The sequence below is a fragment of the Legionella navarrensis genome (assembly GCF_052527415.1).
In genome coordinates this window covers 78,642-97,717 of sequence record NZ_JBNVZR010000010.1, presented here as the reverse complement: position 1 = coordinate 97,717, position 19,076 = coordinate 78,642, and the positions used below count along the sequence as shown (strand labels likewise).

Genomic DNA, 19,076 nt, shown 5'->3' with positions numbered 1-19,076 from the left:
TATTCTGACTATAATTTTTTGGAGGCATAGACTTGACTACTCCCATACGCAAACCACCGGTAATGAGTGATTTACTTGGCATGCTTAAACAACAAGGTCAGACAGAAGAATTTGACCGAATTAAAATTGCATTGGCCTCACCGGATTTAATTAGATCATGGTCTTATGGTGAAGTTAAAAAGCCTGAGACAATTAACTATCGAACGTTCAAACCTGAACGTGATGGTTTGTTCTGCGCTAAAACATTCGGTCCTGTTAAAGACTACGAATGCCTTTGCGGAAAATACAAACGATTGAAACATCGTGGCGTTATTTGCGAAAAGTGCGGTGTTGAGCTGGCGCTCGCCAAAGTTCGACGTGAGCGTATGGGGCACATTGAGCTTGCCAGTCCAGTTGCTCACATATGGTTCCTCAAATCACTGCCATCCCGTATTGGTCTGTTGCTGGATATGACACTGCGTGATATTGAGCGTGTTCTGTATTTTGAAGCATTTGTCGTTGTTGATCCTGGTATGACCGAGCTTGAGCGTGGACAATTGCTCAATGATGAAGTCTATCTGGAAGCGATGGAGCAGTATGGTGATGAATTCGATGCCCGTATGGGTGCCGAAGCCATTCGTGATCTGTTGCGACAAATTGATCTCGAAGATGAGATCCGCTCATTAAGAGAAGAGTTGCCAACGACCAACTCAGAAACAAAGATTAAGAAAATTACAAAACGATTGAAACTGATCGAGGCTTTTTACGAATCTGGAAACAAGCCAGAGTGGATGATCATGGACGTATTGCCCGTTCTTCCACCCGACCTCCGTCCTCTGGTTCCTCTCGATGGCGGCCGATTCGCTACCTCCGATCTAAACGATTTGTATCGTCGTGTGATCAATCGAAACAACCGACTGAAACGACTGTTGGATCTTAACGCGCCAGACATCATTGTCCGAAACGAAAAACGCATGTTGCAGGAATCGGTTGATGCCTTATTGGATAATGGTCGACGTGGTCGTGCTATTACCGGTACCAATAAACGCCCTCTGAAATCCCTGGCTGATATGATTAAGGGTAAGCAGGGTCGTTTCCGTCAAAACCTGCTCGGAAAGCGTGTGGATTATTCAGGTCGTTCGGTTATCGTAGTTGGCCCTACGTTGAAACTGCATCAGTGCGGTCTGCCGAAAAAGATGGCGCTTGAATTATTCAAACCCTTCATTTTCAGCAAACTGGAATTCCGTGGTCTCGCTACTACCATCAAAGCAGCCAAAAAAATGGTCGAGCGTGAAGAGCCTGTGGTCTGGGATATACTTGAAGACGTAATTCGCGAGCATCCCATTCTTCTTAACCGGGCGCCCACGCTGCATAGATTAGGTATTCAGGCATTTGAGCCGGTTCTGATTGAAGGCAAGGCAATTCAGCTTCATCCGCTGGTATGTACAGCATATAACGCGGACTTCGACGGTGACCAGATGGCTGTGCATATTCCACTGACGCTTGAAGCTCAGCTGGAAGCGCGCTCATTAATGATGTCTACCAACAATATACTCTCACCAGCCAGTGGTGAGCCTATTATTGTTCCCAGCCAGGACGTTGTACTCGGTCTGTATTATCTGACGCGTGAACGCATAAACGCACCTGGTGAGGGCAAATGCTTTGCAAGCCCACAGGAAGCTCAGAACTTCTACGAAGCAGATTTGATTGATATTCATGCGAAAGTCAAAATTCGTATGCAGACGTATGACGAGAACGGCGAAGCTGGTAAAAAAGAACTGATAGAAACAACGGTTGGTCGAGCCATTATGTCCGAGATACTTCCCAAAGGAATGCCTTTCTCGCAAATCAACCGTCCTATGACTAAAAAGGCCATCTCAAAGGTACTTGATACCTGTTACCGAAAATTTGGCCTCAAGGAAACGGTAATTTTCGCTGACCAGCTGATGTATATGGGCTTTAAATATGCGTCGCGCGGTGGTGCTTCAATTGGTATTGAAGACATGGAAATACCAGAAGATAAAGCACTAATCATTGAGCAGGCTGATAATGAAGTTCGCGAAATAGAATCGCAGTTCCGCTCAGGTCTGGTTACCAATGGCGAACGCTACAATAAAGTAATCGATATCTGGTCGCGCACAAACGAAATGGTCGCCAAATCGATGATGACAAGAATCGCTACCGAAGAAGTAGTCGATCGTGATGGTAAAACAGTAAGACAACCGTCGTTCAACCCAATCTTCATGATGGCTGACTCCGGCGCGCGGGGCTCCGCTGCCCAGATTCGTCAGCTGGCAGGTATGCGTGGATTGATGGCTGCTCCAGACGGTTCCATTATTGAGACGCCCATTACAGCGAACTTCCGTGAAGGACTGAACGTATTCCAGTACTTTATTTCTACTCACGGAGCTCGTAAAGGTCTGGCCGATACCGCGTTGAAAACAGCGAACTCAGGGTACCTGACACGACGTCTGGTGGATGTTGCTCAGGACGTAGTTATTACTGAAGACGATTGTGGAACAGATAAAGGTATCCTCATGCAGCCTCTTATTGAGGGTGGTGATATCGTTGAGCCTTTGCATGAGCGTGTACTGGGTCGTGTTGTTGCAACCGATGTATTCATACCTAATCAGGACGAGCCGCTGGTCAAGGCAGGAACTCTGCTTGATGAGGCATTGGTTGAAACACTCGAGAAGCACAGCGTAGATCAAGTACTGGTACGTTCACCTATTGAATGTAAGACACGTTTTGGTCTGTGCGCTAAATGCTATGGTCGTGATCTGGCGAGAGGTCATCTGGTTAATACGGGTGAAGCTGTTGGAATCATCGCTGCTCAGTCTATTGGTGAGCCTGGTACTCAGCTGACGATGAGAACCTTCCATATCGGTGGTGCGGCATCGCGGGCAACAGCTGCCAACAACATTCAGATTAAAAACAAGGGTGTTATTCGTCTGCATAATATTAAGACGGTAAAACATGAAAACGGAAACCTTGTAGCAGTATCCCGTTCCGGTGAAGTGTGCATTATCGATGATTTCGGACGCGAGCGCGAACGCTATAAGCTTCCTTATGGTGCTGTTCTGACGGTACAGGACAACGTGGTTGCGGAAGCAGGCCAGGTTATCGCAAGCTGGGATCCGCATACGCACCCCGTTATCTCGGAAGTGACCGGTAAACTGAAGTTTATCGATTTAATTGAAGGTTTGACCATGAATCGTCAGACCGATGAGCTAACAGGTCTGAGTAATATTGTGGTGATCGACGCCAAACAGCGCAGTGCTATTGGACGAGATATGCGCCCGATGGTTAAGCTGATATCCGATGACGGGGAAGACATATTCCTCGCAGGAACCAACGTACCAGCTCAATACTACCTGCCAGTGGACGCTATTATTAACTTTGAAGATGGCAATCTGGTTGGAATTGGTGACGTTATTGCGCGTATACCACAAGAGCGTTCAAAAACAAGAGACATCACCGGGGGTCTGCCTCGTGTGGCTGACCTGTTCGAGGCGCGAAAGCCAAAAGATGCTGCGGTTATGGCCGAAGTGTCTGGTATTGTTAATTTTGGCAAGGAAACAAAGGGTAAACGACGACTGATCATTACCGAATCCGAGAATCAGGCGCATGAAGAGCTTATACCTAAATGGCGACATATTTCTGTATTCGAAGGCGAGCATGTTGAGCGTGGTGAGTTAATTGCTGAAGGCCCACTGAACCCGCATGATATACTGCGACTGCTGGGTGTGGGTGCCCTGGCGAACTATATTGTTAACGAAGTACAGGACGTATACCGTTTACAAGGTGTAAAGATTAACGATAAACACATCGAAACAATCGTACGTCAGATGCTCAGAAAACGTGTTATTACCTACGCAGGAGATTCTAAGTTCCTCGTCGGTGAGCAGGTTGAGGAAAGCATGATGCTGCAGGAAAACGATAAGCTGGCAGCGGAAAATAAAGAGCTTGCCCGAGGCACGCCCATTCTCCTTGGTATTACCAAGGCGTCCCTGGCAACAGAGTCCTTTATTTCAGCGGCATCCTTCCAGGAAACAACACGCGTGTTGACGGAAGCTGCAGTCAGCGGGAAGGTAGATGATTTACGTGGACTGAAAGAAAACGTAATGGTGGGAAGACTGATTCCAGCTGGAACTGGCTATACCTACCATCAAAAGAGAAAAGCCAGACGTGCAAAGGCTCTTGCAGCTGGTGAACAAAGTACGCATACGGTAACAGCTCTGGACGTTGAGCATGCATTAAGTGAAGCACTTAATGCTGACAATCAGGAGCAATAGCCAGGATCTGAATAGGGCAGGGCAGATTTGAACTTGACAAGTCTGCTCTACCTATAATAGAATCCGGCCTCCTTATGCATTCGAAATTAATATAAAAGTAAAGTTCGGAGTTAAGAATAAATGGCTACGATTAACCAGCTAGTAAGAAAGCCCAGAGTGGACGCTAAGAAAAAAAGTAACGTCCCGGCGCTTGAGTCTTGTCCGCAACGACGAGGCGTGTGTACCCGTGTGTATACAACAACACCTAAAAAGCCTAACTCAGCTATGCGTAAGGTCGCGCGTGTTCGCCTGACAAATGGTTTTGAAGTGTCTTCCTATATTGGTGGGGAAGGGCATAATCTTCAGGAGCACTCCGTGGTTTTGATTCGTGGTGGTCGTGTAAAAGACTTGCCAGGGGTTCGATATCATACGGTTCGTGGTAGTTTGGATACCTCAGGTGTCAGTGATCGTAAACAAGGTCGCTCCAAGTACGGTACCAAAAAGCCGAAAGACAAGAAATAATCTGAATTGTAGGAAGCTGACATGCCAAGAAGAAGAGAAGTACCCAAACGCGAAATATTACCTGATCCAAAACATCACAGTGAACTGTTAGCTAAGTTCATTAACGTGTTGATGGTAAGCGGTAAGAAATCAACTGCCGAAAAAATTATTTACGGCGCGCTTTCCGTAATGGCTGAGCGAATCAAAAAAAATCGCAAGGCTGAAGATGAGGAAGGCGAGTCTGGCTCGACATCAGGTTCAAGTGCTCTGCGTCAATTTGAACAGGCTCTTGATAACGTTCGACCAACTCTTGAAGTTCGCTCACGTCGTGTAGGCGGCGCAACTTACCAGGTACCCGTCGAAGTCAGAACTGATCGCAGTATTGCCCTCGGCATGCGCTGGATCGTTCAGGCAGCACGTTCGCGTGGCGAAAAGGGTATGATGCTGCGTTTAGCGGGTGAATTGATGGATGCTTTTGAAAACAAAGGCGCTGCGACTAAAAAACGTGAAGATACCCATAAAATGGCCAAAGCCAACCAGGCGTTTGCTCATTTTAGATGGAATTAACGGAGAGATAAGTCGTGTCGGCCACTGCTTTGGAACAATACAGAAATATTGGAATCGCTGCACATGTGGATGCTGGGAAAACCACCACCACAGAGCGCGTCCTCTATTATACTGGTATGTCGCATAAGATTGGTGAAGTACACGACGGTGCTGCAACAATGGACTGGATGGTTCAGGAACAGGAACGCGGAATAACAATTACTTCAGCGGCTACCACCTGTTACTGGGAAGGGATGAATAAACAGTATTCCCGTCATCGTATTAACATTATCGACACACCTGGGCACGTAGACTTCATGATTGAAGTTGAGCGCTCCCTTCGCGTACTTGATGGCGCGGTTGTTGTTTTCGATGCTGTTTCTGGTGTTGAGCCCCAATCTGAAACCGTCTGGAGACAGGCAGACAAATACGGTGTTCCAAGGATCGTTTTTGTAAATAAAATGGATCGTATGGGTGCCAACTTCATACGTGTTGTTGAACAGATACAAAAACGTCTTGGCTCAAATCCGGTTGTGATGCAGCTGCCCATCGGCTCAGAGGACGATTTTAAGGGTGTCGTAGACCTCATTAAAATGAAAGCTATCCACTGGGATGAAGATGACAAGGGTATGACTTTTGAGTACCGCGATATACCAGCCGACATGCTGGCAGACTGCGAAAAATACCTGGCAAAAATTAACGAGGCCGCTGCAGAAGCTTCTGAAGAGTTGATGGAAAAATATCTGGAAGGTGAAGCTCTCACAGAGTCTGAGATCAAAACTGCTTTGCGAGCTCTTTCGGTAACAAATAAAGTTGTTCCCGTCTTTTGTGGCTCTGCCTTTAAGAACAAAGGTGTTCAGGCAGTTCTTGACGGTGTTATCGATTATCTGCCCTCACCACTGGATATTCCAGCCATCAGAGGAACAGATGAGCAGGGAAATGAAATATTCCGCTCTACCTCCTACGATGAACCATTTGCAGCACTTGCATTTAAAATTGCAACGGATCCTTTTGTAGGAACACTGAATTATTTCCGTGTTTACTCCGGAGTATTGAAGTGCGGAGATTCTGTCTATAACTCCGTAAAAGGTAAAAAAGAGCGTATTGGTCGACTGCTGCAAATGCATGCGAACTCACGCGAAGAGATTAAGGAAGTTCGCGCTGGCGACATCGCTGCCGCGGTTGGTTTAAAAACGGTAACAACCGGTGATACCCTGTGTGACATGAATAACATTGTTATTCTCGAACGTATGGATTTTCCAGACCCGGTTATTGCTGTCGCAGTAGAGCCCAGAACCCTTGCTGACCAGGAAAAAATGGGTATAGCACTGGGTAAACTGGCTCAGGAAGATCCTTCTTTCCGCGTACATACAGACGAGGAAACAGGACAGACAATCATCCAGGGTATGGGTGAGTTGCATCTGGAAATCATTGTTGACCGCATGAAACGCGAATTCAGCGTGGAAGCCAACGTAGGTAAGCCACAGGTTGCTTATCGCGAGACGCTTAAAAAAGCGGTTGAACAGGAAGGCAAATTCGTCCGTCAGTCAGGTGGTCGTGGTCAGTATGGTCATGTATGGCTGAAAATCGAGCCTCAAGAGCCCGGTAAAGGCTACGAATTTGTCAATGCGATTGTTGGTGGTGTGATTCCCAAGGAATACATTCCAGCAGTCGATAAAGGTGTTCAGGAACAACTTCAAAACGGTGTTATTGCCGGTTTCCCGGTAGTAGATGTTAAAGTGACGTTGTTTGATGGTTCCTTCCACGAAGTGGATTCAAGTGAAATGGCATTTAAAATTGCCGGCTCACAGTGCTTTAAGCAAGGCGCGTTGAAAGCTAAGCCCGTTTTGCTGGAGCCGATTATGAATGTGGAAGTTGTCACCCCAGAGGATTATATGGGTGATGTAATGGGTGACTTGAACCGCCGAAGAGGAATGGTTCAAGGTATGGAAGACACTCCAGCTGGGAAAATTATACGTGCTGAAGTACCACTTGCTGAAATGTTTGGCTATGCTACCGACGTTCGTTCAGCAACACAGGGAAGGGCAACTTATACTATGGAGTTTTCCAGGTATGCTGAGGCTCCAACCAATATTGCTGAAGCAATTATCAAGAAACAATAAAAGTTAATGAGGTATTGAAAATGGCTAAGGAAAAATTTGAACGTAAAAAGCCACATATCAACGTGGGAACAATTGGACACGTGGATCATGGTAAAACGACACTGACTGCTGCAATAACCACAATTATGGCTAAACTGCATGGTGGTACAGCGAAGGCATACGACCAGATTGACGCGGCTCCAGAAGAGCGTGAGCGTGGTATTACTATTTCAACAGCACACGTAGAGTATGAGTCTCAGAACCGTCACTACGCACACGTTGACTGCCCAGGCCATGCTGACTACGTCAAGAACATGATTACCGGTGCTGCACAGATGGACGGCGCTATTCTGGTAGTATCTGCAGCGGATGGCCCAATGCCACAGACTCGCGAGCACATTCTGCTGTCACGTCAGGTCGGTGTACCTTACATCGTTGTATTCCTGAACAAAGCGGACATGGTAGACGATGCCGAGCTGCTGGAACTGGTTGAGATGGAAGTTCGTGACCTGCTGAGTTCATATGATTTTCCTGGCGATGACATTCCTATCGTTGTTGGTTCAGCACTGAAAGCGCTTGAGGGTGACACCAGTGATATAGGTGTACCAGCCATTGAGAAGCTCGTTGCTACTATGGACAGTTACTTCCCAGAGCCTGTCCGTAACATTGACAAGCCATTCCTGCTGCCGATTGAAGACGTATTCTCAATCTCTGGACGCGGAACTGTGGTAACCGGTCGTGTTGAATCAGGTATTGTTAAAGTTGGTGAAGAAGTTGAAATCGTTGGTATACGTGATACTGTCAAGACAACCTGCACGGGTGTTGAGATGTTCCGTAAACTGCTTGACGAAGGTCGTGCTGGAGATAACGTAGGTGTTCTGCTGCGTGGAACCAAGCGTGACGAAGTTGAGCGTGGTCAGGTACTTGCAAAACCAGGTACGATCAAGCCACATACCAAGTTTGAAGCAGAAGTATACGTTCTGTCCAAAGACGAAGGTGGCCGTCATACACCGTTCTTTAATGGTTATCGCCCACAGTTTTACTTCAGAACAACAGACGTAACCGGTTCCTGTGATTTACCGGAAGGTATTGAAATGGTTATGCCTGGTGATAACGTACAGCTTATTGTCAATCTGCATTCGCCTATTGCGATGGATGAAGGTTTGCGATTCGCGATTCGTGAAGGTGGTCGCACCGTAGGTGCTGGTGTTGTTGCAAAAATTATTGAGTGAGTAAAATGAGTAACAATCAAAATATTAAAATTCGTCTTAAATCCTTTGATCATCGTCTGATTGATACATCAACACGTGAGATCGTTGAAACGGCGAAGAGAACGGGCGCCCAGATACGTGGGCCCATACCACTTCCGATTAAAAAGGAAAAATTCACTGTATTGACATCACCGCATGTTAACAAAGATGCGAGAGATCAGTATGAATTGCGGACTCACAAGCGCCTGGTTGTCATTGTGCATCCAACTGAAAAAACAGTGGATGCCTTAATGAAACTGGATCTGGCTGCAGGGGTTGATGTTCAGATTAGTCTTGACGATGAATAGTCGATTCAAGACAAAGGATACTAACGAGGTATTACAATGACAATAGGGTTGATTGGCAGAAAAGTAGGTATGACGCGCGTCTTTACAGAGGAAGGCGCTTCCGTACCAGTATCTGTAGTTGAAGTAATCCCCAATCGGATTTCTCAACTGAAATCTATCGAGACTGATGGGTATGTGGCGGTTCAATTGACTGGCGGTGAAAAGAAATCCAGTCATGTTAACAAGCCTCTCGCAGGCCATTTTGCTAAAGCTCAAATTGAAGCTGGTGACATGATTCAAGAGTTCACCGTTCCTTCAATTGATGGTTACTCTAATGGACAGGTACTGTCTGTCAGTGATGTTTTTCAGAATGGACAGTTTGTTGACGTAGTCGGCACATCAAAGGGTAAGGGGTTTGCTGGTACAGTAAAACGTCACAACTTTAGAACACAGGATGCTACACACGGTAACTCACGTTCACACCGTGTTCCTGGTTCTATCGGACAAAATCAGACTCCAGGCCGAGTATTTAAAGGCAAGAAAATGGCTGGTCATCTGGGTAATGTGCGTTGTACAACCCAAAGTCTTGAGCTGGTCAGAGTAGATGCTGAGCGTAATTTGTTGTTGATCAAAGGTGCTATTCCCGGACATCCTGGTGCAAGGGTAACAATTTTACCTGCGGTCAAGATTAAGGTGAGGGGAGAATAATGGAACTTGTAACAAAAGATACCAACACTTCCTTAAATGTTAGTGAACATGTATTTGATTATAATTATAATGAAGGACTTATTCATCAGGCTGTTGTAACCTTTATGAATAATGCCCGATCTGGTAACAGTGCACAGAAAACCCGCTCTGAAGTTCGTGGTGGTGGAAAGAAGCCATGGAATCAAAAAGGTACAGGTCGAGCTCGTGCAGGTACCATCAGAAGCCCAATCTGGCGTTCGGGTGGTGTCACATTTGCTTCTAAGAAACGTGACTATAGCCAAAAAATTAATAAAAAAATGTACAAACGCGCTTTGCGTAGTATAATCTCCGAACTCATACGAAATGACAACCTCGTTGTGGTCAATGATTTTCAATGTGCATCGCACAAAACGAAAGATTTCATTGCTAAAATGAACGAGTTAAACATAAGTAACGCGCTTATCGTCATGAATGAAATTGGTGAACAGGAATATCTGGGTTCAAGAAATTTAATTGACTTTGATATTTGTGATGTTGCATCACTTGATCCTGTTGGATTACTTCGTTTTGAAAAAGTTCTTATGACCAGCGAAGCAGTTAAAAGTCTTGAGGAGTTGTTACAATGAATGCCGAACGTTTATTAATGGTTCTTCGTGAGCCACACACTTCCGAGAAATCAACGGTTTTAGCTGAAAAGTTTAAGCAGTTTACCTTTAAGGTTTTGTGTACAGCTACTAAGCCTGAAATAAAACAGGCAGTTGAACAGATGTTTAACGTCAAAGTGAAAAATGTGTCCGTGGTAAACGTCATGGGTAAAAGAAAGCGTTTCAAGCAATTGAATGGAAAACGTAATGACTGGAAAAAAGCGTTCGTTTCGTTGCATGAAGGTTATGACATTGACTTCACCGTGGCAGAATAAGGCAGAATCAAGATGGCACTATTAAAATCAAAACCAACCTCACCTGGTAAACGAGGTGAGTTGAAGGTTGTTCATCATAATATTCATAAAGGACAACCTCATGCACCACTGGTAGAGAAGCTGAAGAAAACTGGTGGACGAAATAATCAGGGTAGAATTACCGTACGTCACATAGGTGGTGGCGTCCGTTGTAAGTACCGGATTATTGACTTTAAAAGAAACAAAGATGGTATTGAGGCACGTGTTGAACGGATTGAATACGATCCAAATCGTTCAGCCCTGATTGCATTAATCGTTTACAAAGACGGTGAACGGCGTTACATTATCGCTCCATCTGGTTTGGAAGTTGGTCACGTAGTAGTAAGTGGTGAAGAATCGAGCATCAGTGTAGGAAATTGTCTGCCTTTGCGAAACATACCGGTAGGTACAACCATTCACTGTGTTGAGATGAAAGCTGGTAAAGGTGCGCAAATGCTGCGTAGCGCTGGATGCAGTGGTCAGCTCGTAGCTAAAGAAGGTGCATATGCAACCTTAAAATTACGCTCAGGCGAAATGCGCAAAATTCTTGCCAGTTGCCGTGCCGTAATTGGTGAAGTCAGTAACAGCGAACATAGTTTACGTTCCCTGGGTAAAGCTGGTGCTACACGCTGGCGCGGTGTTAGACCTACAGTTCGTGGTGTTGCGATGAACCCCGTTGATCACCCTCATGGTGGTGGTGAAGGTAGAACGTCTGGTGGACGTCATCCAGTTACACCTTGGGGCGTTCCTACTAAGGGATACAAAACTCGTAACAACAAGCGCACTGACAAATTTATTGTCAGAGGACGTAAGAAGAAATAATCAGTTAAGAGGATATTAAGGTGGCACGTTCCATAAGAAAAGGTCCATTTATTGATCTGCATTTACTTAACAAAGTAACTGATGCGGTAAAAGCCAAGTCAAAAAAACCAATTAAAACCTGGTCCCGACGCTCGACAATTATTCCTGAAATGATTGAGCTGACTATTGCAGTTCACAATGGCAAAGATCATGTTCCAGTATTTATTACTGATAACATGGTTGGTCATAAGTTGGGTGAGTTTGCGATGACTCGAACATTTAAAGGCCATTCTGGCGACAGAAAAGCCAAAGGTAAGTAAGAGGCGATGATGGAAGTTACAGCAAAATTAAAAAATGCTCCCCTGTCGGCACAAAAAGGTCGGCTGGTTGCAGATATGATTCGTCGTATGCCGGTTTCACGAGCACTTGACGTTTTACGTTACACACCTAAAAAAGGTGCTGGTCTGATGCTGAAACTGTTGGAATCTGCGGTAGCTAATGCCGAGAACAACAACGGTGCTGATATTGACGAGCTGAAAGTCGGTGTGGTTTTTGTGGATGAGGCAGCTACTCTGAAGCGAGTCAGCCCAAGAGCCAAGGGTCGTGCAAATCGTATTTGTAAACGAACCTGCCACATGACAATCATTGTTTCTGACGGGGAATAATTATGGGACAGAAAGTACACCCAATTGGTATTCGTTTGGGCATCACTAAAGACTGGAATTCTAAATGGTACGCCAGTAAAAATTATGCCAAATTATTGAACGAAGATATTAACTTAAGAAAAGATCTTAAGAAAAAATTAATGTCCTCTGCTGTAAGCCGCATCCAGATCGAAAGACCTGCGAATAATGCTGTTGTTACAATTCATACAGCACGTCCTGGCGTTCTGATTGGTAAAAAAGGTGGCGGTATTGAAGGTTTGCGTAGCGAAATTGCAGCAAAACTTGGTGTTCCTGTTCACTTGAACATTGAAGAAGTCAAAAAGCCAGAATTGGATGCAACTCTCGTTGGTGAAAGCATCGCTCAGCAGTTAGAGCAACGCGTTATGTTCCGACGTGCTATGAAGCGCGCTGTTCAGACAGCGCTTAAAGCAGGCGCCAAAGGTATTAAAATATGCGTTAGTGGTCGTTTGGGTGGTGCTGAAATCGCCCGAAGTGAATGGTACCGTGAAGGCCGTGTTCCCTTACACACGTTCCGGGCTGACGTTGATTATGGAACCGCTGAAGCTAAGACAACCTATGGTATTATTGGTGTCAAGGTATGGATTTTTAAAGGGGAAATTCTCCCGCAAAAAAACCGTAACGCTGAAAGCAGTAAATGAGTGAGGATTTTTGATCATGTTACAGCCTAATCGTACTAAGTACAGAAAACAAATGAAAGGCCGAAACCGAGGCCTTGCTCAAAGAGGAAGCAATATCAGCTTTGGTGAATTCGGTTTGAAAGCAGTAGAGCGCGGACGTTTGACAGCTCGTCAAATTGAAGCAGCACGTAGAGCCATGACCCGTCACATTAAGCGTGGCGGAAAGATCTGGATTCGTGTGTTTCCTGACAAGCCTATTACACAAAAACCTTTAGAAGTCAGACAGGGTAAAGGTAAGGGAAGTGTAGAATATTGGGTAGCTCAAATTCAGCCTGGTAAGGTATTGTTTGAGATGGAAGGAGTTACAAGAGAGTTGGCCATTGAAGCCTTTGATCTTGCAAAAGCCAAGCTGCCTTTCAAAGTGATGTTTGAAGAAAGGAAGATAATGTAATGAAAAAGATTAGTGAACTACGAAAATTAAGTGCCGAAGAACTCAATACTGAACTCTTATCACTTAGAAAGTTACAGTTCAAATTGAGAATGAAAAAGGCCAATGGCACGCTTGATAAGCATCACGAAGTTACACAGATTAGAAGAGCCGTTGCCAGAGTTAAAACAATTATGACTGAAAAGGTTGGAACGACTCATGTTGAATAGTGAAACGAACGCCAGAACCATGGTGGGCAAAATTGTAAGTGATAAAATGAACAAAACAATTGTTGTTCTCGTTGAACGAACCGTAAAACATCCTAAATACGGCAAGATTATGAAACGCAGAACAAAATTACATGCCCATGATGAAAAAGAGATTGGTCAGATTGGCAATACAGTCAAAATCCGTGAAACTCGTCCAATATCCAAAACAAAATGTTGGGTGCTGGAAGAAGTTATTTCCTAAATCACTGCGATAGACTTTTAAAATACCATAAGGGCTGATATAATCAGCAACCTTTTTCTGGTCGTATTTAGAGCTGGAGATTAAAATGATACAAATGCAGACGGTGCTCGAAGTTGCCGATAACAGCGGAGCACGCAAAGTGATGTGTATCAAAGTGCTTGGTGGATCCCATAGACGTTACGCGCGTGTTGGTGATGTTATAAAAGTCAGCATTAAAGATGCAATACCACGTAGTAAAGTTAAAAAAGGTGCCGTGATGAAGGCAGTCGTTGTGCGAACCGCGCAGGGTGTGCGACGTGACGATGGCTCACTGATTCGTTTTGATGGTAATGCGGCTGTTCTGTTAAATAATCAGAATGAGCCTATTGGTACCCGTATATTTGGGCCTGTAACACGTGAGCTTAGAGAGCGATTCATGAAAATCATCTCTCTTGCTGCTGAAGTTCTGTAAGAGGTAATTATTATGAAGCGCATTCGTAAAGGCGATACGGTTATCGTGACTGCAGGTAAAAGTAAGGGACACATGGGCAAGGTATTGCGCGTATTCCCTGATTCGGTAATCGTTGAAGGTGCCAACCTGATAAAGAAGCACGTTAAACCTAACCCACAGTTAGATCAAAAGGGTGGCATTTTAACCCTTGAGGCCCCTCTGAATGTCTCAAACGTAGCAATGTACAACCCAACATCCAGGAAAGCGGATAAAGTAGGGTTCAGATTCATTGAGAAGGATGGTAACAAGCATAAAGTCAGATATTTCAAATCTAACAATGAAGTTATTGACTTAGTATAATTAGGTGACTGTAATGGCTAGATTGAAAAAATATTATCACGACGAAGTTGTAGCAATGATGATGAAAAAATTCGGCTACAAAAGCGTGATGGAAGTACCAAGAGTCCTTAAAATCACCTTGAATATGGGTGTTGGCGAAGCTGTTGGTGATAAAAAAGTAATGAACCATGCCCTTGAAGATATGACTTTAATCGCTGGCCAAAAACCAGTTGTTACCAAAGCCAAAAAATCTCTTGCTGGTTTCAAAATCCGCGAAGGTTGGCCAATTGGCTGCAAAGTTACATTACGAAAACAACGGATGTATGAATTTCTGGACCGTCTGATTACAATTACACTACCTCGTGTACGTGATTTTCGTGGGCTGAACCCCAAGTCATTTGATGGTACTGGCAACTACAGCATGGGTCTGCATGAGCAAATCGTGTTTCCAGAAATTGATTATGATAAAACGGATGGTATTCGTGGCTTAGATATCTGTATTACCACGAGTGCTAAAACCAATGAAGAGGCAAAAGCGTTGCTTGAAGCATTTAATTTGCCTTTGAAAGATAGAGAAAAACATTAAAGAAGGGTGCAATTGTGGCTAAAAGATCAATGCTCGAACGACATAATAAACGTTCCCGGCTAGTTGAGAAATATAGACAAAGACGAGAAGAATTAAAAGTTGTTATCAAGTCATCCAATGATTTTGATACCATTATGGAAGCTCAGGCAAAATTAGCTAAGCTGCCACTTAATTCAAACCCTGTTCGAAACAGCACACGATGTCAGCAATGCGGACGTCCACATGCTGTTTATCGTAAATTTGGACTGTGCCGAATTTGTTTGCGGCAACAATTAATGACTGGCAATGTTACCGGTGGACGTAAATCCAGTTGGTAATCAATTATTCTATGGAGAAAACGCGTGAGTATGCATGATCCTGTAGCTGATATGTTGACTAGAATTCGAAATGGTCAGCAGGCTAAACATCAGAGCGTTACACTCAACTCATCCAGGTTGAAAGAAGATATCGCTCGAGTACTGAAAGAAGAAGGTTATATCCTCGATTACAGTATTGAATCATTGGAAAATAATCTGAAAAAAATGACAATAGCATTAAAATACTACCACGGTAGACCCGTTATTGATCGCATTGCGCGCATCAGCCGTCCAGGTTTACGAGTATATAAATCTTCTAAGGATCTTCCTTCAATACCTGGTTTCGGTGTGGCAATTATGTCTACATCCAAAGGGGTAATGACACATGTTGCGGCTAAAAACAACAGTGTTGGCGGCGAAGTTCTTTGTGAAGTTGCTTAATTGTAGCGAGGTTTAATATGTCAAGAGTAGCAAAGGCACCTGTTTTATTGCCCGCTGGCGTTGAGCTGACTTTATCTGACGAATGTATGGTTGTTAAGGGCCCTAAAGGTCAATTAAGCCAGGCGTTCAGCAAGTTGGTGAGCATTTCCCGAGACACCGATGCCGACAATAAAATTATTTTCGCACCCGCGTCGAATGATCCTGCAGGCTGGGCTCAGGCTGGAACAGCAAGAGCACTTCTCAGCAACATGGTAAAAGGTGTAACCGAAGGTTTCGCCGTTACGCTGGAATTGGTTGGTGTAGGTTACCGTGCCCAGTCTTCTGGGAATGTTGTTAACCTTTCTTTGGGTTTTTCACACCCCGTTGAATACACTTTACCCCAAGGTGTGGCAGTAGAGACACCCAATAACACAACAATTATTGTTCGTGGTATTGATAAACAGCTACTGGGTCAAGTTGCTTCCGAGATTCGTGCATTCAGGCCGCCAGAGCCCTATAAAGGCAAAGGTGTTAAATATGCCGGTGAACAGATTGCTCGTAAAGAAGCTAAAAAGAAATAGGGTCTAATTATGATTAATAAAGAGCTGAAACGGAAAAGACGTGGTTTAAAAGCCAAGGCTATTCAACGTCGATTATCCGATCCACGTCCGCGTCTGGTTGTGAGCAGAAGTTGCAATCATATTTACGGACAGGTTATTGTTCGCAGCGAGATGGGTGATGTCGTTCTGGTATCCTCATCTACCGTAGATAAAGAATTAAGATCTACTTTAAGCGGCTCAAAAGTCGAGCAGGCACGTCAGGTGGGCAAGCTTTTAGGTGAGCGAGCCAAAGTGAAACAAATCACTGATATAGCATTTGACCGTGCTGGTTATAAATTTCACGGCCGTGTCAAAGCCCTGGCAGATGGTGCTCGCGAAGCTGGTTTGAATTTTTAAGGAACGGTAATGGCATTTGAAGACACAAAAGTGAGTGACGGTTACCAGGAAAAACTGGTTTCAGTTACAAGAACAGCAAAAGTTGTTAAGGGCGGTCGTGTATTCGGTTTTGCAGTTTTAGTCGTCGTTGGTGACGGTAAAGGTAAAGTCGGTTATGGTCGCGGTAAAGCCCGTGAAGTTCCAGTAGCTATCCAAAAGGCAATGGAACAGGCTAAAAAGAATATGACGTACATCCCTCTGGCGGGTACTACCATTCATCACGAAATTACGTGGAACTACGGTGCTTCAAAAGTCTTTATGAAACCCGCTAGTGAAGGTACCGGAATTATTGCCGGTGGTGCAATGCGTGCCGTACTGGAAGTTTTAGGCGTACATAATATTCTGGCTAAGAGTATTGGTTCAACCAATCCAAGCAATATTGTCCGTGCAACCATTGGTGCACTCACCAACATTGGTACGCCCGATTATGTTGCTGCAAAGCGTGGTAAAACCGTTGAACAGATTATGGCGGATCAATCATGAGTAAAAACGTTAAAATTACCCTGGTTAAAAGTCCAATTGGAAGAAAACCCAAACACGTTATGATTGTTAAGCAATTAGGCTTGGGTAAAATGAACAGTTCTGTAGTTCATGTTGATAATGCATCAATTCGTGGACTGATTAACATGGTGGGATACATGTTGCAAGTTGAGGAGTGTGCCTGATGAATTTAAATACGCTGTCTCCGGATCCTGGTTCACGCCCTTCGCGACGAAGAGTTGGACGTGGAATTGGTTCTGGCCTGGGTAAAACCAGTGGTAAAGGACATAAAGGTCAGAAAGCTCGTGCTGGTGGCTTCCACAAAATTAACTTCGAAGGCGGACAAATGCCTATTCAGCGAAGACTGCCTAAAATGGGCTTTAAGTCTCGCGTGAATAAATTTGTTGACGAAGTTAATTTGTCTGAACTGGCTAAATTGAATGTTGATGTGATTGATTTGGAAGTGTTGCGCGCTAAGGGCGTAATTAACAAATTTATCCGTGACGTCAAAATTATTCTTTCTGGCGAAATCACCACAGCAATTAAAGTAAAGGGATTGCGTGTAACCAAAGGTGCTCGCGCAGCGATTGAACAATCTGGTGGAAGCATAGAAGAATAATATGACTAACCGAAAAGTATCTGGTGGCCAATCCAAAGGTGGATTGGCTGAGTTGAAAGCAAGAATTATCTTTGTGATTATTGGTATTCTTGTTTACAGACTCGGAGCTCACATTCCAGTCCCCGGTCTGGATCCCCAAAAATTAGCTAATTTTTTTGGCGAGCAGCAAAATACCATTTTTGGCTTGTTTAATATGTTCTCGGGTGGCGCGTTATCCCGTGTTACCGTGTTTGCTATCGGAATCATGCCTTATATTTCGGCCTCAATTATCATACAGCTTTTTTCGGTAGTTTCACCTAAACTTGAACAGTTGAAAAAAGAGGGTGAATCGGGCAGAAGAAAAATAAATCAATATACCCGTTACCTTACCCTGGTTCTTGGTATATTTCAGTCTTTAGGTATGGCCAGATGGCTTGCCGGACAGCATATCGCTCTCAACCCGGATTTCTTTTTCTACTTTACCTGTGTTGTTACTCTGGTGACAGGCACTATGTTCCTGATGTGGCTGGGTGAGCAAATCACTGAGAAGGGCGTTGGCAATGGTATTTCACTGATCATCTTCTCTGGGATTGTATCCAGTATGCCTACAGCGCTGGCATCCGTTTTCCAGCAGGTGAAAGAAGGGCAGATGCAGGCTTTGACCTTGATTCTGGTCGCTGTAATTGTGGTTTTAGTAACAGGTTTTGTGGTTTTCATGGAGCGAGGCCAACGGCGTATTCGTGTTAACTATGCCCAGCGTACCCACGGACGAAAAGTTTATGCAGCTCAAACCAGTCATTTACCACTGAAGATCAATATGTCGGGTGTTATTCCCCCCATATTTGCTTCAAGCATTATTTTACTGCCCGCAACACTTGCACAGTTCTTTGCAAAGGGTAAAGGCATGGAATGGTTATCTGATATAGGAATGGCACTGTCTCCTGGTCAACCTTTATATTTGATTGTGTATGCAGCTGCGATCCTGTTCTTTGCTTTCTTCTATGCTGCACTTGTCTTTAATCCTAAAGACACTGCCGAGAATCTGAAGAAATCAGGAGCATACATTCCTGGTATCAGGCCTGGTGAACAAACAACCCGTTATATCGATTCTGTAATGACCAGATTGACATTAATTGGTGCTCTTTATCTTGTGCTTGTGTGTTTGTTACCACAAATTTTAATGTATACCTGGCATGTGCCTTTTTATTTTGGCGGAACTTCACTTTTGATTATTGTTGTTGTGATTATGGACTTTGTAGCACAGGTTCAGGCGCATCTTATGACACAACAATATGACTCACTGATGAAAAAGGCCAATTTTAAAGGGACCAAATTACCTGGTCTTTTATGATTATTATCGGAGTTAC

Annotated in this window: 27 protein-coding genes; all 27 read left to right on the top strand. The window is 44.4% G+C overall.

Features of this window, described 5'->3' with window-relative positions; translation table 11 throughout:
* Window positions 1–62: 62 nt before the first annotated feature.
* The 27 genes from rpoC to secY all read left to right on the top strand — a co-directional run bounded on the left by rpoC (window position 63) and on the right by secY (window position 19,060).
* Window positions 63–4,274, top strand: a complete 4,212-nt coding sequence (gene rpoC, locus ACQUTA_RS07735) for a DNA-directed RNA polymerase subunit beta' (protein ID WP_444987671.1) — start codon at window positions 63–65, stop codon at window positions 4,272–4,274.
* A gap of 120 nt (window positions 4,275–4,394) precedes the next feature.
* Window positions 4,395–4,775: a 30S ribosomal protein S12 gene (gene rpsL, locus ACQUTA_RS07730; RefSeq protein ID WP_444987655.1), complete on the top strand. Its 381-nt coding sequence runs from the start codon at window positions 4,395–4,397 to the stop codon at window positions 4,773–4,775.
* 21 nt (window positions 4,776–4,796) lie between these two features.
* The gene (gene rpsG / locus ACQUTA_RS07725) at window positions 4,797–5,321 is read left to right on the top strand and encodes a 30S ribosomal protein S7 (RefSeq protein ID WP_444987654.1); all 525 of its coding nucleotides are present in this window, start codon (window positions 4,797–4,799) and stop codon (window positions 5,319–5,321) included.
* Between the two features lie 14 nt (window positions 5,322–5,335).
* A complete protein-coding gene (gene fusA, locus ACQUTA_RS07720) occupies window positions 5,336–7,423 on the top strand; it encodes an elongation factor G (protein WP_444987653.1) in 2,088 nt (695 codons plus the stop codon).
* Between the two features lie 20 nt (window positions 7,424–7,443).
* Window positions 7,444–8,634: an elongation factor Tu gene (gene tuf / locus ACQUTA_RS07715; protein ID WP_444987652.1), complete on the top strand. Its 1,191-nt coding sequence runs from the start codon at window positions 7,444–7,446 to the stop codon at window positions 8,632–8,634.
* 5 nt (window positions 8,635–8,639) lie between these two features.
* Window positions 8,640–8,960, top strand: coding sequence for a 30S ribosomal protein S10 (rpsJ, locus tag ACQUTA_RS07710; protein ID WP_444987651.1), 321 nt, complete (start codon window positions 8,640–8,642; stop codon window positions 8,958–8,960).
* A gap of 36 nt (window positions 8,961–8,996) precedes the next feature.
* Window positions 8,997–9,647 (top strand): 50S ribosomal protein L3, encoded by a 651-nt coding sequence (gene rplC, locus ACQUTA_RS07705; RefSeq protein ID WP_444987650.1) that lies wholly within the window; start codon window positions 8,997–8,999, stop codon window positions 9,645–9,647.
* Complete coding sequence (rplD, locus tag ACQUTA_RS07700) at window positions 9,647–10,252, top strand: 50S ribosomal protein L4 (protein WP_444987649.1); 606 nt, start codon at window positions 9,647–9,649, stop codon at window positions 10,250–10,252. Before rplC ends, rplD begins: the two co-directional genes overlap by 1 nt.
* Complete coding sequence (rplW, locus tag ACQUTA_RS07695; RefSeq protein WP_444987648.1) at window positions 10,249–10,545, top strand: 50S ribosomal protein L23; 297 nt, start codon at window positions 10,249–10,251, stop codon at window positions 10,543–10,545. The genes rplD and rplW overlap by 4 nt, the downstream gene beginning before the upstream one ends.
* A gap of 12 nt (window positions 10,546–10,557) precedes the next feature.
* Entirely contained in the window at window positions 10,558–11,385 is an 828-nt protein-coding gene (gene rplB, locus ACQUTA_RS07690) for a 50S ribosomal protein L2 (protein WP_444987647.1), read from the top strand.
* 20 nt (window positions 11,386–11,405) lie between these two features.
* Complete coding sequence (gene rpsS, locus ACQUTA_RS07685) at window positions 11,406–11,684, top strand: 30S ribosomal protein S19 (RefSeq protein ID WP_444987646.1); 279 nt, start codon at window positions 11,406–11,408, stop codon at window positions 11,682–11,684.
* Between the two features lie 9 nt (window positions 11,685–11,693).
* Window positions 11,694–12,029 carry a 50S ribosomal protein L22 gene (gene rplV / locus ACQUTA_RS07680; RefSeq protein ID WP_444987670.1) on the top strand — a complete coding sequence of 112 codons (336 nt, stop codon included), beginning with the start codon at window positions 11,694–11,696 and terminating at the stop codon, window positions 12,027–12,029.
* 2 nt (window positions 12,030–12,031) lie between these two features.
* Window positions 12,032–12,688 carry a 30S ribosomal protein S3 gene (gene rpsC, locus ACQUTA_RS07675; protein ID WP_444987645.1) on the top strand — a complete coding sequence of 219 codons (657 nt, stop codon included), beginning with the start codon at window positions 12,032–12,034 and terminating at the stop codon, window positions 12,686–12,688.
* 16 nt (window positions 12,689–12,704) lie between these two features.
* The gene (gene rplP / locus ACQUTA_RS07670; protein WP_444987644.1) at window positions 12,705–13,118 is read left to right on the top strand and encodes a 50S ribosomal protein L16; all 414 of its coding nucleotides are present in this window, start codon (window positions 12,705–12,707) and stop codon (window positions 13,116–13,118) included.
* On the top strand, window positions 13,118–13,324 hold the full coding sequence (gene rpmC, locus ACQUTA_RS07665; protein WP_444987643.1) for a 50S ribosomal protein L29: 207 nt from the start codon (window positions 13,118–13,120) through the stop codon (window positions 13,322–13,324). Before rplP ends, rpmC begins: the two co-directional genes overlap by 1 nt.
* The gene (rpsQ, locus tag ACQUTA_RS07660) at window positions 13,314–13,565 is read left to right on the top strand and encodes a 30S ribosomal protein S17 (RefSeq protein WP_444987642.1); all 252 of its coding nucleotides are present in this window, start codon (window positions 13,314–13,316) and stop codon (window positions 13,563–13,565) included. The genes rpmC and rpsQ overlap by 11 nt, the downstream gene beginning before the upstream one ends.
* An 85-nt stretch (window positions 13,566–13,650) precedes the next feature.
* Window positions 13,651–14,016 (top strand): 50S ribosomal protein L14, encoded by a 366-nt coding sequence (gene rplN / locus ACQUTA_RS07655; RefSeq protein ID WP_006872243.1) that lies wholly within the window; start codon window positions 13,651–13,653, stop codon window positions 14,014–14,016.
* A gap of 12 nt (window positions 14,017–14,028) precedes the next feature.
* Window positions 14,029–14,355, top strand: coding sequence for a 50S ribosomal protein L24 (gene rplX / locus ACQUTA_RS07650; protein WP_444987641.1), 327 nt, complete (start codon window positions 14,029–14,031; stop codon window positions 14,353–14,355).
* Between the two features lie 13 nt (window positions 14,356–14,368).
* Complete coding sequence (gene rplE, locus ACQUTA_RS07645) at window positions 14,369–14,920, top strand: 50S ribosomal protein L5 (protein ID WP_444987640.1); 552 nt, start codon at window positions 14,369–14,371, stop codon at window positions 14,918–14,920.
* A 14-nt stretch (window positions 14,921–14,934) separates the two neighbouring features.
* Window positions 14,935–15,237: a 30S ribosomal protein S14 gene (rpsN, locus tag ACQUTA_RS07640; RefSeq protein WP_444987639.1), complete on the top strand. Its 303-nt coding sequence runs from the start codon at window positions 14,935–14,937 to the stop codon at window positions 15,235–15,237.
* A 30-nt stretch (window positions 15,238–15,267) separates the two neighbouring features.
* A complete protein-coding gene (gene rpsH / locus ACQUTA_RS07635; RefSeq protein WP_444987669.1) occupies window positions 15,268–15,657 on the top strand; it encodes a 30S ribosomal protein S8 in 390 nt (129 codons plus the stop codon).
* Window positions 15,658–15,674: 17 nt separating this feature from the next.
* The gene (rplF, locus tag ACQUTA_RS07630; RefSeq protein WP_444987638.1) at window positions 15,675–16,217 is read left to right on the top strand and encodes a 50S ribosomal protein L6; all 543 of its coding nucleotides are present in this window, start codon (window positions 15,675–15,677) and stop codon (window positions 16,215–16,217) included.
* Window positions 16,218–16,229: 12 nt separating this feature from the next.
* Window positions 16,230–16,592: a 50S ribosomal protein L18 gene (gene rplR, locus ACQUTA_RS07625; RefSeq protein WP_444987668.1), complete on the top strand. Its 363-nt coding sequence runs from the start codon at window positions 16,230–16,232 to the stop codon at window positions 16,590–16,592.
* 9 nt (window positions 16,593–16,601) lie between these two features.
* A complete protein-coding gene (rpsE, locus tag ACQUTA_RS07620) occupies window positions 16,602–17,114 on the top strand; it encodes a 30S ribosomal protein S5 (protein WP_444987637.1) in 513 nt (170 codons plus the stop codon).
* Window positions 17,111–17,296 (top strand): 50S ribosomal protein L30, encoded by a 186-nt coding sequence (gene rpmD / locus ACQUTA_RS07615; protein WP_444987636.1) that lies wholly within the window; start codon window positions 17,111–17,113, stop codon window positions 17,294–17,296. Before rpsE ends, rpmD begins: the two co-directional genes overlap by 4 nt.
* Window positions 17,296–17,730, top strand: a complete 435-nt coding sequence (rplO, locus tag ACQUTA_RS07610; RefSeq protein WP_444987635.1) for a 50S ribosomal protein L15 — start codon at window positions 17,296–17,298, stop codon at window positions 17,728–17,730. The genes rpmD and rplO overlap by 1 nt, the downstream gene beginning before the upstream one ends.
* Window position 17,731: 1 nt before the next feature.
* Window positions 17,732–19,060, top strand: coding sequence for a preprotein translocase subunit SecY (gene secY, locus ACQUTA_RS07605; protein ID WP_444987634.1), 1,329 nt, complete (start codon window positions 17,732–17,734; stop codon window positions 19,058–19,060).
* Window positions 19,061–19,076: the final 16 nt, after the last annotated feature.